The sequence below is a fragment of the Limnospira platensis NIES-39 genome, from assembly GCF_026000695.1.
Lineage (GTDB): Bacteria > Cyanobacteriota > Cyanobacteriia > Cyanobacteriales > Microcoleaceae > Limnospira > Limnospira platensis.
The window spans coordinates 1,418,653-1,432,248 of sequence record NZ_AP026945.1; the positions used below are offsets into that span (position 1 = coordinate 1,418,653).

General features: G+C 43.8%; 11 protein-coding genes. 4 read left to right on the top strand and 7 right to left on the bottom strand.

The features are described 5' to 3' along the window. Nucleotides 1-538 precede the first annotated feature (538 nt). Complete coding sequence (locus tag N39L_RS07175; RefSeq protein WP_006616623.1) at nt 539-1,195, top strand: hypothetical protein; 657 nt, start codon at nt 539-541, stop codon at nt 1,193-1,195. Between the two features lie 170 nt (nt 1,196-1,365). Then, nucleotides 1,366-3,093 carry a hemolysin family protein gene (locus tag N39L_RS07180; RefSeq protein ID WP_126277472.1) on the top strand — a complete coding sequence of 576 codons (1,728 nt, stop codon included), beginning with the start codon at nt 1,366-1,368 and terminating at the stop codon, nt 3,091-3,093. A gap of 44 nt (nt 3,094-3,137) precedes the next feature. Here the strand turns inward: N39L_RS07180 and N39L_RS07185 are convergent, their stop codons facing one another. After that, on the bottom strand, nt 3,138-4,472 hold the full coding sequence (locus tag N39L_RS07185; RefSeq protein ID WP_014274762.1) for a methylglyoxal synthase: 1,335 nt from the start codon (nt 4,470-4,472) through the stop codon (nt 3,138-3,140). Nucleotides 4,473-4,638: 166 nt separating this feature from the next. On the opposite strand from N39L_RS07185, the gene N39L_RS07190 reads away from it, so the two are divergent. Next, on the top strand, nt 4,639-7,002 hold the full coding sequence (locus N39L_RS07190; protein ID WP_014274764.1) for a heavy metal translocating P-type ATPase: 2,364 nt from the start codon (nt 4,639-4,641) through the stop codon (nt 7,000-7,002). 43 nt (nt 7,003-7,045) lie between these two features. On the opposite strand, the gene N39L_RS07195 is transcribed toward N39L_RS07190, so the two are convergent. Next, on the bottom strand, nt 7,046-7,603 hold the full coding sequence (locus tag N39L_RS07195) for a Uma2 family endonuclease (RefSeq protein ID WP_035736256.1): 558 nt from the start codon (nt 7,601-7,603) through the stop codon (nt 7,046-7,048). A gap of 321 nt (nt 7,604-7,924) precedes the next feature. Between N39L_RS07195 and N39L_RS07200 the strand changes: the two genes are divergently transcribed. Further along, entirely contained in the window at nt 7,925-8,413 is a 489-nt protein-coding gene (locus N39L_RS07200; protein WP_014274765.1) for a hypothetical protein, read from the top strand. 79 nt (nt 8,414-8,492) lie between these two features. Here the strand turns inward: N39L_RS07200 and N39L_RS07205 are convergent, their stop codons facing one another. From N39L_RS07205 to N39L_RS07225, 5 genes are read right to left on the bottom strand one after another with little or no spacing between them, the layout of a single operon-like run. Next, on the bottom strand, nt 8,493-12,431 hold the full coding sequence (locus N39L_RS07205) for a tubulin-like doman-containing protein (RefSeq protein WP_014274766.1): 3,939 nt from the start codon (nt 12,429-12,431) through the stop codon (nt 8,493-8,495). Nucleotides 12,432-12,454: 23 nt separating this feature from the next. Continuing rightward, nucleotides 12,455-12,766, bottom strand: a complete 312-nt coding sequence (locus tag N39L_RS07210) for a nucleotidyltransferase family protein (protein ID WP_006616151.1) — start codon at nt 12,764-12,766, stop codon at nt 12,455-12,457. Beyond that, on the bottom strand, nt 12,756-13,100 hold the full coding sequence (locus tag N39L_RS07215; protein WP_014274767.1) for a HepT-like ribonuclease domain-containing protein: 345 nt from the start codon (nt 13,098-13,100) through the stop codon (nt 12,756-12,758). The genes N39L_RS07210 and N39L_RS07215 overlap by 11 nt, the downstream gene beginning before the upstream one ends. Next, nucleotides 13,097-13,387 carry a nucleotidyltransferase family protein gene (locus tag N39L_RS07220; protein ID WP_014274768.1) on the bottom strand — a complete coding sequence of 97 codons (291 nt, stop codon included), beginning with the start codon at nt 13,385-13,387 and terminating at the stop codon, nt 13,097-13,099. The genes N39L_RS07215 and N39L_RS07220 overlap by 4 nt, the downstream gene beginning before the upstream one ends. Next, the gene (locus tag N39L_RS07225) at nt 13,384-13,587 is read right to left on the bottom strand and encodes a hypothetical protein (protein WP_014274769.1); all 204 of its coding nucleotides are present in this window, start codon (nt 13,585-13,587) and stop codon (nt 13,384-13,386) included. Before N39L_RS07225 ends, N39L_RS07220 begins: the two co-directional genes overlap by 4 nt. Between the last annotated feature and the right edge of the window lie 9 nt (nt 13,588-13,596).

Sequence of the window (13,596 nt, forward strand, 5' to 3'; positions counted from 1 at the left end):
GCATTCCATCGTTAGATTTGTCCTTTCCACCGGGGTACTTTTAAAGGTCTGTGTAGGTAGTAATGGTAACCTCCTACTTTTTCTCCTTACTCTTTTGATCGCAGCGTGTCAACCTATTTCGCTACTCTGTATTTACGATGGTTCAAGCCGGACATTTGGTTTCCCTAATCATGGATGGTTGGCAGTGGTCTCGATTCCGGTGTTGGGTTACACCTCGGAGCCTTCCGTTCCCCGCTTCAATCCTGGGGTTATGATTCCCAAAACTGGGGGTGGCTTTCGCCGTTACTCTCTACTCCCTGATTTCTCAGTTGGTTTATGACCTTGAGTTCCCTGCCTTGCTATAATAGTTATCTACCATAGCGTCGGGACATATAAACAGTTATGAGGATGGTCAGGAGTGCGCTCCTTATATCCAACCGAGGGGTTGGAGTCCCCACCAGGCGGTTATTTTGGGTATTACAACCCTATTTCATGCCTGAACGTCTCGCACATAGTATATATAGTATCACAGGAGATCAGCTTGAATTCAACAGTAATCATGACAATTGTACTGCTGGTTATGATGTTTGGAGCGGGTATCTTCAGTTCTTCGACAGGATATAAACTCGGTCGTGATGCACTCAAGGAAATCACTCAGCCAGACGTGCGACCCAGCAACATTACCGATCGCATTAATAACTCATCTTCCCGTCAAGAAGGAGTTAAACTACTCAGAGAAGAAGATATTATCGCTCAAGTCAAAAAACGCATAGCAGCAGGGGGTGTTGATCCAGATCCCCCAGATCAACCCCAAGCCCAGGAGAAACCCGAAGAAGAGAATCAGGCGCAACCGGAAACCACTAACCAAGTTGTATTTCCTATTGTTAGCCGTGATGGGGGTGTAACTCTGGAAATCACCTCTACCCAACGCCGCAGTAATTCTTTACAGCTAAATGTCAATCTCAAAAATGAAGGTGATCAATCAGTGCGGTTTCTTTACAGCTTCCTGAATGTAACTGATAACCAGGGACGAGCTTTAAGTGCTAGTGTAGATTCTCTACCTGGTCAACTACCACCAGGAAGTCAAACTTATACTGGAACTATTGCCATCTCTACCGCTTTGCTAGATAATGTTCAGGAACTCGCTATCAGTTTAACTGACTATCCAGATCAAAAATTGCAATTACAAATGTCGGGTATTCCTGTTGTTCAATAAACAAGTTAATCATCTTGTATATGGGAACATCTCCCGGTGTTCCCTATCAACAATAATATGAAATTTAGTAATCTTTGCTACAGCGTATACCCCGTAAGTCTCGGTAAAAAAGGAGAGGATATCTGGCAGATATTTAATGGTTTGATGTCGGTCAATAAAAAGCGCACTTAATGCTAGAAATGGAGATGGTTTTTGGTCAATTTAGCGAGACAAGTGCCTTGGCTGACCTATCGGGATTAACACTGACGGCTCAAGATATTTTTGGGCGATTATTATCGGTGTTTTTGCTGATTGCTATTAATGCCTTTTTTGTGACGGCTGAATTTTCGATGGTGTCCGTAAGACGATCGCGAATTAGCCAATTAGTTGATGAAGGAGATCTACCAGCCCTCACGGTTCAACATTTACAAAGACGCATCGATTTACTGCTGTCTACTACCCAATTTGGGATTACTCTGTCGAGTCTGGCTTTAGGTTGGATTGGTGAATCGACAATGGCGGTGTTGATTCGCCAGATACTTACTAAAATTCCTCTACACCAATTCCAAGTGGCGATCGCTCATTCCCTGGCGATTCCAATTGTCACCTTTTTTATGCTGGCTTATCTGCAAATTGTTCTGGGGGAATTAGTTCCCAAATCTCTGGCGCTATTATATCCCGAACAAATCGCGAGAATGTTGGCTCCTTCCTCTTTGGCGATCGCTCGATTTTTTAAGCCATTTGTCTGGTGTTTAAATCAGTCTACCCGGTTTTTATTACGTCTGTGTGGGATTAACTACACCGGACAACCTTACACCCGCGTAACCCCTGAAGAATTACAACTAATTATCACTACATCTAGTGAATCTATGGGTTTGGAAGCCGAGGAAAGACAGTTACTTAATAATGTGTTTGAATTTGGGGATGTACTAGCTGAAGAAATTATGATTCCCCGAACCAGTATTGTCTCCCTTCCTAGCACCGCCACCTTTCAACACCTCCTAGAAGAAATGGCAGTTTGTAATCATTCTCGTTACCCTATTACCGGGGAATCCTTAGATGATATTTTGGGGATTTTAGATTTTCGGGACTTAGCCAAACCTTTAGCCGAAAGACAGCTTTCTGAGGAGACACCCATCCTAACTTGGATTCGGGCTGCTAGGTTTATTTCTGAGCAAATGTTACTCAGTGAATTATTACCCCTAATGCAGCGATCGCAACAGGAAATGGCTATTGTTGTAGATGAGTTTGGCGGTACAGCCGGACTGGTAACCATTAACGATTTAATCTCCGAAATTATTGGGGATGGCTCCGAATTAGCCGAACATGAAGATGTGAATATTCAGTTTGTCGATGACCAGACCTTTTTAGTACAGGCGCAGTTGAGTGTTGAAGAAATTAACGAACTGTTGAATTTGGATTTACCCCTCAATGAGGAGTATCAAACTTTGGGAGGTTTTCTCACCTATTACCTGCAAAAAATCCCCGCCGTTGGCGAAGTCTTCACCTACAAAAATATCCAATTTAAAGTAGTTTTAGTAGTCGGTCCCCGTTTGGAACAAATCCAAATTTATCAGTCGGAAACTGAAACCACATCAGATGCTGATCAGACCATTGCGGAACTGTTAGAGTCGGGAGACTCTGACGACACCGGAACCGATAGTTTAACCGCCATTGATGAAATCTCACCCCCACCGGATAATCATACCTCCGACAGCTCCGATAATTCCGCATCAGAAAAAACCGAGACTGATTATACCATTGCGGAACTGTTAGAGTCGGGAAACTCTGACGACACCGGAACCGATAGTTTAACCGCCATTGATGAAATCTCACCCCCACCGGATAATCATACCTCCGACAGCTCCGATAATTCCCCCTCCGAAAAAACCGAGGCTGATCATAACCGCAACCCTTAAACCCTTCCCCCTCTGAGAAGGAAGCCGACGAGGGGGAAAAACTGTTAACTATCAGCCTCTGCTAAAGTTTCTGGTTCCTGGTTATTGGTTTGAGGAATCACCGTCGGCGCGAGAATCTTTAAACCGTTGGGAATACATTTAATTTCCAGGGGTGTGGTGCCGATAATTTCACCATCTAGGACAACTTTTTGAGGGGGTTCAGTTTTCACTTTAACCTTACTGGCGCGCAACCCAATCATATTATCCCGCTGGGTTCCAGTTTTCAGCAAAGCCGACCCAAACAGTTCTACCATACCAGCGATCGCCCTAACCTTAGTAAATTTCTGATTGTCGTTTTCGTTAGTAGCAAAAATCAACACCTCTAACTTCCCATCGTTAGGGATAACCTCTCCCAAACCTTGAGCTAAAATTGACGTGGGGGGAGCCGCATTAGCAACAGTCACAGCACCCGAACGAACCCGACTGGTAGTTCCATCAATCTCAATTTCCGTGTCAAAAACGACTTGTTCATCGAGTTGTTGTAATCCCGCCATTATATAAGCCAGAGCCCCCCAACGCTGCTTAGTTTCTCGATCAGCCTTATCAATGGTTTCGGCTTCATAACCAATTCCAGCCAATAGAATCATAGGGCGATCGTTACAAGTAGCCATGTCAACCGTGCGAGTTACCCCAGCGATAATATTATTACAAGCCCCCCGAATATTCCCAGGAATCCCCATAGCCATACAAAAAGCATTAGCTGTTCCGCGCGGAATGATACCCAGAGAGATATCTGTTCCCATCACCGCACCAGCCACCGCTGAGACCGTCCCATCCCCTCCAGAAGCAATAACCATATCCACCCCGGAATCAACCGCTTCCTGAGCCAACTGTTGGGCGCTAATGGTAGGAGTCGTGAAGGATACCTTGAGATAAATATGGGGTTCTAACAATTGTCGAATTAAAACCAGGTCCTGTTGAGAGTTACCCGTCCCCGAAACCGGGTTAAAAATCAGATGAGCCGACCGACTACGGGTGAGACCGCTTAACATAGCCCTAGCAGTAGCGCGGTTGGTGGCGAGCGGTACATTTTGCAGGTTACAAGCGCGAATCAATACTTGAATTTCTGGGGAGGATAAGTTAAAACCAGGATCGAGGAAGAAAATTACAGCCGCGATTTCCGTTTCCTGTAGGATGCGATAGGCTAGTTCAATATCTCCTCCGTGATGGAGAGACGATAGCACCTGCACCTCTACTCCGGTTCCCTGTAGGAGGTATTGGGCGGTTCTTTCTGGGGCGATTAGTTCGTAGAAGGACAAAGCCACAGTATTCTCTTCTACAAAGCTGACCAGTTGCTCCCGTTGGCTGTCATGGGCGATTAAGGCGATGGTTGTAGACATGGGGGGTTAATAGTTGACAATTGAAAGTTGATGGTTGACAGTGAACAATTATCAATTATTTGGAGATCAATTTCACAAATTCCCGTAAATGTTTCTGTCCTCACTGTTCTGGGGGCTGTTTCTCCCCAAATATCCATCATTGGCTGATATCTAAGGTATCCATTCTATGCAATTAAATCCCCAAACTATATCAGAGCAGCAGTTAACCTCAACTACCCTACCTACCCAGACGATTATTTTGGATGTTGGGGGAATGAAATGTGCTGGTTGTGTGATGGCGGTAGAACGCCAATTAAACCAGCAGCCAGGGGTGATTGCTGTCCGGGTTAATTTAGCCACAGAAGTGGCGACGGTTGAATGTGAACCCGGTACAGTCGATCCACAAAAACTAGCTGATATTCTAACAGAAACGGGATTTAATAGTCAACTGCGTTATGGGTCTGCTGCTAACCAAAAGCTAACTTTTAAGGAACGTCACCGCCAAGAAATGCGCGACCAAATTGGGCGGGTGGTTATTTGTGGTGTGCTGATTTTTCTGTCGGGAATTGGTCACTTTCATCAAATGGGTTGGGGACCGATTCCGGTAGTGAGTAATATTTGGTTTCACTGGGGATTAGCAACTTTAGCTTTAATGTTTCCCGGTCGATCGCTTATTGTGGATGGGGTGCGTAGTCTGGCGCGAAATGCTCCTAATATGAATACCCTCGTGGGACTGGGTACTATTAGCGCCTATACTGCTAGTTTGGTGGCTCTGTTATTTCCCCGGTTGGGTTGGCAATGTTTTTTTGATGAACCTGTGATGCTGTTGGGGTTTATTTTACTGGGAAAAACCCTCGAACAACAAGCGAGATTTAGGGCGGCTCAGGCTTTTGAGTCTTTGTGGGCTTTGCAACCGACAACGGCTCAGGTGATTCTGTCAACACAACTGCAGGAAACCACTCAGGAAAATTCGGCGATCGCCTGGTCATCTCCGACGGTGGAGGTTCCGGCTGAACAGGTGCTGGTGGGGGATTTGGTTAAGGTTTTTCCGGGTGATAAAATCCCCGTTGATGGTAGGGTGATTATGGGGAGTAGTACCGTCGATGAGTCGATGCTAACCGGAGAGTCTTTCCCGGTGACTAAACAACCGGATTTGATGGTTTGTGCGGGAACTTTAAACCAGTCGGGGGCGCTGATAATTGCCACGACTCGCACGGGAGAAGAAACTACGGTTTCCCAAATTATTAGTTTGGTAGAAACTGCTCAAACTCGGAAAGCACCGATTCAATTTTTGGCGGATAAGGTGGCGGGATATTTTACTTATCTGGTCATGGGTTTGGCGGCGCTGACTCTGATTTTTTGGTACACAATTGGCACTTATATTTGGCCGGAGGTGATGACCTCGGGAGGGGTGAATTTGGCGGTTGATGCGCCTTTGCTATTGAGTCTAAAATTGGCGATCGCTGTTTTGGTGATTGCTTGTCCCTGTGCTTTGGGACTGGCTACCCCCACCGCCATTTTAGTGGGTTCTGCTATCGGTGCGGAACGGGGTTTATTGATTAAAGGTGGTGATATCTTGGAGAGGGTTCACCAATTGGATACTGTAGTTTTTGATAAGACCGGAACTTTGACGACCGCTTCTCCCCAGGTGACTACCTGCGTCAGTTTGTCTCACGGCTTTAGTGATGACCGGATTTTACAATTGGCGGCGGCGGTCGAACAGGGAACCCATCACCCGATCGCTACCGCCATCTGTAGAGCCGTAGAAGGGCGTAACCTGCCTACCATAGATGCCGAGGGTTTTGTGACTCAGACGGGGCTTGGTGCGGCTGCTATGGTCGATGGAGAGAGAATTTGGGTGGGTAGTGCAGAAGGTTTGATCCGCTGCGGGGTGACTTTAGGGGAGTCGGTGTTATCGATAATTCCACCAGGACAAACGGTGGTCTATGTGACTGTGGCTGAGGAGTTGGTGGGGGTGATTGGTATTTGCGATCGCCTCAAGTCTGATGCTAAAATGACGGTGGAACGACTCCAACAAATGGGGTTAAATGTAGTTTTACTCACAGGCGATCGCTTTTCGGTAGCCGAGGCGATCGCTTCTGAGTTAGAATTATCTCCTGAGTCTGTGCGGGCAGAAGTGCGACCGGAAGATAAAGCTAAGGCGATCGCTTCTTACCAACAGCAGGGACACCGGGTGGCTATGGTGGGAGACGGCATTAATGATGCTCCGGCTTTGGCTCAGGCTGATGTGGCGATCGCTTTGGGAAGCGGAACTGATGTGGCGATCGAAACTGCTGATATTGTACTCATAGGAGACGCACTCATGGACGTGGTGGAGTCTATTCGCTTGAGTCAACAAACATTCAATAAAATTCGCCAAAACCTCTTCTGGGCTTTTGCTTATAATACCATCGGTTTACCCATGGCGGCTGGTGTCCTCCTACCAGGTTTTGGCATAGTTCTCAGTCCGGCGGTAGCAGCCGCTTTTATGGCTTTTAGTTCCGTGAGTGTAGTCACCAATTCCCTACTGTTACGCCGCCAGTTTCATTAGGCAGATTTTACCCCATCAATAAAATCCTAGCCGGAATAGCTGGTTATATAACCGCTGAAATTATCGCCGCCACCGGAATGGTAAGATCAGGAAAAGCCAGGGGCGAAACTTCTCCAGAAGTCAGGGTTATTTTAGAACCATATTCCCGTCCCCTCGGTTCCCGGTTAATAATTAACTCCCCCGTTTGTAAATTCACCAGCCAATATTCCGGGATACCAGCCTCAGCATAGAGATGATATTTCACTGTTTTATCTTTCTGTAGGCTGCTGTTCGCATATTCAATCACCCAGAAAATATTTTCCGGGTAGGGGTGATGACTCAGATATTCTCGACCCAGAGGCGCGACAATAGCGATATCCGGTTCCGGTTCCGAGTCGTTGAGGAGGGTAATGGGTTTGGCTGGACTGACTAGAGCGCGATCGCCTAAAATACGAGTAAGATAAGATCCAGCCGCGCGACTAAAAAAGGCATGGGATTCACCTTCTGGGGACATTTCGACAATTTCTCCGGCTAGTAATTCCACAGGACGACCTACCAGCAACCCCGTTTTAATCATGTGATGATAATCGTCTAAACTCCATTTTAGCGTTGAGAGAACCATATTTTTTGTATTGATAGGCTGTATCTAGGGCGTGACGGATTATGCCACCCTATTCTAACATAATTTAACCCAAATTCCATCTTTTGTTTAACCAACTTGAGGATTCATCTCCGTATTTTCCGGGTGATATACCGGTTCGCTGGATTGGTGAGGTAATTTTCAAAGCCCCTCTCCCCTATTGGGAGAGGGGTTTGGGGTGTAGACGCGCAGCGGCTTCTCTTTGAGTGGGCTGTACCTTATGGATATGAGAAACGCTATATAATCAGACTGAGAGTTAAAATCTCACCTGTAGCTTGCACTCAATCCTAGTTATCCGCCAAAATGAGTACATCTCCTCAACCGCCTAAATACGTCAGTGATTTAATGGAACTCTATGGTAGTTCCTATGGAAAAATCGTAGATTCCGGGGTTTTTTATGATATCCTGGAGCCAGAAGTTGACCTGGAAAAGGTAGGATTCGACCATCTTAGGAAGTTTGTAGGACCTAAGTTTTTTGAACCCAATGAATTAGGCTGGCGGCGTGGCTGGCAGCTACTTTATCGCCGCCCGGAAGGGGAACCCGGCAATATTGTCAAAGAGTTTGAAGATGTTTATGATATCCTGGAAAGGGTTTTGGAAAGGTTCCTGAATCCTTTGGGGGGGAATGATTACGAAACAGCACCCCTAAAATTGGCGATCGCCTTTGATAGTCCAGAGGTTACGGATTTAAGAATTTATCAAATCCATGATGAGGATATCCTGAATGGACGCTTAATCATTAGTCGCCGCGCCAATGGTGAGACCACCACCCTAATTTTTATCTGTGACTAAACCGGACAATAAACCCAGTTTCTGGGTAGTTATATATCTGTAAAATTAAGTTTTGATTATTTCAATTATCCACAAAATTTCAAGACATTTTATGTCCACAATTAGAGCAGTAATTATCAGTAACACGCATGACATAACCACAATTATCACAATTTTTAAATTCAGTATTTTGGGATTCACTAATAAGTTTATGTATAGCAATAAATTCCCCAATGATTGTTTTTTCTTTCAGATACATGGGGTGATCATTATTGTTCCGAAACTCAGTTTTGAGTCGTTCGGCTAAAAAGTCTTGCAGTTGTTTGCCCAGTTGTTGTTTTTGGGATTCTGTTTCGGCTTGGTCGAGTAATTCATTAAGCTGTCGTTCGACTTCTTGTCTGTCTTCTCGACAATCAGGTAATTGCAGAACTTGCACTGTATCTTCCCAATTGGCTGCTACGGTTACATTATCTTCATCCAATTTAGTCATGATGCGGTAACGAATCACATCTTGTTTGGTTTTTTTGTTGATTTCCTGACGCAAAATTCCCAAAGCACGGGTAATTAAAACTAGCTGTTCAATGGCGGGGTCGGGGCGATGAAAATCCCAAAATACCATATCTTTTTGGATATGAACGGGAGTGGGTAATTTAGCATTCAAACCTTTGAGAATATCTCGTTCAGCTTGAATTCGTTCACCTCGCCATTTTTGGTAGGCTTTGCGGAGATTTTCGGTTCCAGCCATGCATCGCAAAGAAAAGCCAGCAATTTCATGGGTGCCTAGAATTTTATGCCGTTCTCGTTTACTCAAAGGCGCGATCGCATCTGTCTGGACAAAAAATTTCTTCAGTAGAGGAACCTGTTGCTGTGCTGCTGTTTCCGGGGTATTTTCCCCTCCGACAATTCCCGCGAGATGAAATTGAATATAGTTAAATCCACCCTCTTGAGGGATAGCTGTATCCAAACGAATTAAGGGTTTAGACAAGTTAAATAAACGTTGAATCTCTCGTTGTCGATCTTGGGTTCCCGGGTACAGTCGCATAAAACGGGTGCAAGCATCCATTTCGGTGTACAGTTTACTGTTGGCGGGTGCTTCCTGAATTTTCCGTCGGGTGAATTGTTCAACTACATCCTCAAACTGGGGATATTGAAGCTCATCAATGCGAGCCACATCCAGAAGATGAAATTCTTGTTGACCATAGGCAGATTGAGTCCAGAATTTGCTGTTTTGGCTGGCGACTTTTATATCCTGAGTGAGTTGGCTAAAGAGGATATCCAGCCCTTGAGACTTGCTAATAAAATCATCGTAAAGTTCTTTCAACTCTCGTCGTTCAAACAGTTTGATTCCAACTAATTCCAATTGTTCAATGTAATTCTCAGATTGAGCGATCGAGTCACGATACTTACTTTCTGAACCTGAAATTCGCCCAGTCCATCGGTCAACTTCATTTTCAACCTCTTGAATGACATCAAGAAAGCGGTTTTGAATGTTAACAGCCATCAGACGAGACTGGCGTTGCAAGGTGGCTTGGAAACTTTTTTCAATCCCGGCAATTGCCTGATAGCACCATTTTTTCATTTTATTTTCTTTGTTTGCCATCCAGCGATCGCTAAATTCATCAATTTGAGAACTCGCTTGGTTGTATTCTGCTAAAGCAGCTTTTTCAAGATTTTTCCAAGTTCTTTCGGCTTCCCGTTGCAATTTTTCAATTTCCATTTGTAAGCTGGTTCGCATTTGCTCTAGGAGTGCCTTGATAGCGCGAGCCCCTTGGCTCTTATCTTCTAAATAGTCGTAGATTTTTTCTTTAAAAGTTTGTGCTGTTTCCTGAAACAGTTTTTCCCCATTGTCCTGCATTCTTTGAAGGAAGTCACCGCGTCTTCTTTGGTCATCTCGGAGATGATCTAAGCGATATTCTTCAACAGTTGGATTAAGGTAACGGCTCACAAACTCCAAAACTTTACCTGTTTCTTTGGCAAAAGGATTGGGAAGTTGGGCGGTACATTTCAATCGTTGTTCAACGTTGATATTATTCTCTAGTTGCTTAGTCCATTGTTCGATAACGACTACATAATTCTTCCCCTCTGGATTAAGTAAAATCTCATTCCGCAGTTCTTCACTAGACAACTTCAGTTCTTTGAGTTCAGCTTCTGCCTCTTGTTGAACATCACTAGGAAGTTGAACATTCGCATTCAGCCACCACTGATATAAGTCAGCGGCTAACTTTACAGCAAGCGCTTTCCGAATGGCATGAACTGGAATCTCAATACTAGCAATACCAAAACTAAAAAAGTTGCAAGGGTAACTTCTGTAAATGGCTTGTGCTTGAGAGTTTCTAGCTTGATCTAAAGATGTTCCAATCTGCCTGTTTATATTATCTCTAATACTTCTTTTGTAGCTAGAAAAATCTGAAACTAAATCCAGAAAAATTTGTTGAGCCATCATTTCCTGAATAGTTTCAATTTTTAAACTCACCTCTTGGTTGCTAGTTCCTGTTAGATATAAATAATCATAGGGAGGGCGATTTTCTATGATTCGAGTATTTTCTGATAAACCATACTTAACATTATATGTGTTGTTCCGATCGGAAAAATAGTTTAACTCCATGAGAGCAGCATAACCATTTTCCTGAATGTTAATATTGCCACCAATTCCTAAAAAAGCATCGGGGGTGGGAATAATAGCTGTAGTTTCCAATCTCTGCCCTTGAAACCAATTTCGCAAGCAATAACCTAAATCAATCAGCATTCCACTACCCGTTCCTCCAGAGATAGAACCAACGACAAAAATATTCAATTTAGGTTCTACGGTCAAAACATCACCATCAATCGTTAGTTGATCTAGCTCTTGAGGTATTCTACCTTTAGCTTTTCTACACTTATTTTGAATTTGTTGATGGTTATAAAAAAATGCAAAACGACCGCAGGCTCTAATCTGACCTGCGCCTTGTTCTGAAACTAAGTTTTGCGGAGTCAGTTCCGGGGGAAGCCAGTCATAATACCAAGAATAGGTCGTGGGATTGTCCTTGACTCTTTTAGCTTCGTCAAAAGTTACACTAGCCCAGAACTTTTCGTAATCTTCCAGTGGAGGGCCAGCCATTTCTGGTTTTCTGACTCGATAGAGTTCATCGGTATCGATATGTAAAAAAGCAACAACAGGAAGTTTTTCTAAACTACCGTAGGATTCCACAATCAGACGGCGAACACGACTTATAACTTCTAAACCTGTCCCACCGACACCAATAATTAATGTAGGAACAATGGTTCCTATATCGCTTTTTTTATCAAGTGCAGTAAGATTTTGATAAGACGACTGTTGAGATTGAGTTTCAGCTTCAATGAAATTTAAAATTTCCGTGGGAATGTTAAGAGTAATACCGGCAATTGATAATGAATTACCTTGGATTGACAATTGCGAAATTTGTTTTTTTGCTTCCTCAAACTTCTTGCGTCGATAATGCCCCATTGCCCTGGCAAAAATTCGCAGGCGGTCAAACTCTTTGAGATTCGGTTGATAAATCATCTCCGTCAGCGTCGAAAGTCGCATCAAATCCCTAGGATTTTCTTCATACGCCCGCCGGAAAGCCTCCGCCAATAACTCCACTGATTTCTGAGGTTCGGCATAAGCCCAAGCCGCCCAACTTTGCGACTCGGCAAACTCCCGGTCATAACTATCCTGACTGTCTAAATCTTTCTGCACATACTGCAATAAAAAACACGCCACTTCCTTCAGGCGTTTCTCTGTAAATCGAGGATTAGCTTTCAACTGGTCTAACAATTCTTGGCGGACTGTCGCATCCATTTCATACAATTCATGCCCCACCTCATCACACAAACTCGATAGAATTAAATCCGAAACCGCAATCCAAGGAATCTCGATAAATTCCCCCTGAATATCCCGCCGAAAATTCGTCCAAATCTGATACAGCAAATCGGGAGTTATCGCCAAAGGTAACGCCGCATGATAAGCTAAAAAAAGGTGAGGCTCCTTAAACCTTTTCTTAAAAGCATTAATCCGACGTATAGCAGCTTCTAGTTCCATGAGTGGGAGTCCATTTTAATCGTTTACTGATTGCCAAAATCTGACAAACTAATCGCCTCTGCTATAACTTTTTCCCGAATAAAATAATGTAATGATTTAGTCGTGACTACATCAACTTTGCGATTTAAGAGTTGTTCTAAATCTTGAATCAGTCCCACCGGAAACCAAGAGGATATTTTAGCTAAATCATAATCAATCAAAAAATCAATATCACTATCCTCCCGTTCTTCCCCCCTCGCCACCGACCCAAATATCCGCACATTGAACGCCCCATGCTGTTGTGCAAGGGCTAAAATTTCATCTCGTCTTTGTTGCAATTGTTCTTTAATTTTCATGATGAAGTGCCGATAAGATTACTAATATTTTTTGTTTCAATTCGGGTAAATTCTGTTCAACAACATTCCAAACTTCTTCTAAATTAATATCGTCGTAGTCGTGAATCAGCACATCTCGCAATCCCGCCATTCTGCGCCAAGGAATCTCTGGATAACTTTGCCTCAACTCTGGAGAAAGTCGCTTAACTGCTTCTCCAATCACTTCAAAACTACGAATCACCCCATCCTGAATCAAAAGAGATTGCATAAATTCTATTCTCCCTCCCTCTGAATAAGTCTCAATCCGACAGATGCGATCGTAAATATCTTGTAAATATATTTCATCATCTGTCATAGCGGAATCGCCTGATTGATAATCCGTTCTCTAAAATACTCCCGTAAGTTTTTAACCGTCGTGACATCAACTTTTCGGTTTAACAAGTCCTCTAAATCTTGGATTAAGGCAATTCTATCCAATAAACTGCAATTACTGTTCATTTCCACCAAAAAATCAATATCACTATCCTCCCGTTCTTCCCCCCTCGCCACGGAACCAAATATCCGCACATTGAACGCCCCATGTTGTTGTGCAACCGCTAAAATTTCATCTCGTCTTTGTTGTAATTCATCTTTGAGTTTCATCGCGTCATCCCATCCTCCGTAACCAGTCGAATCATACGGGGATGCAATTCCTCATCGGGAAAATGGCAACGCACCGCGTCTCTAACTTCTAATTTGAGCCTATCTAAATTATCAGCTTGAGTGATAATTGATTCTCCTAATGCTTGAGCTACATATCCTTCTTCTGCATCACATTCCACCCAAAAAATAATTTCATTCATGCCTAGACA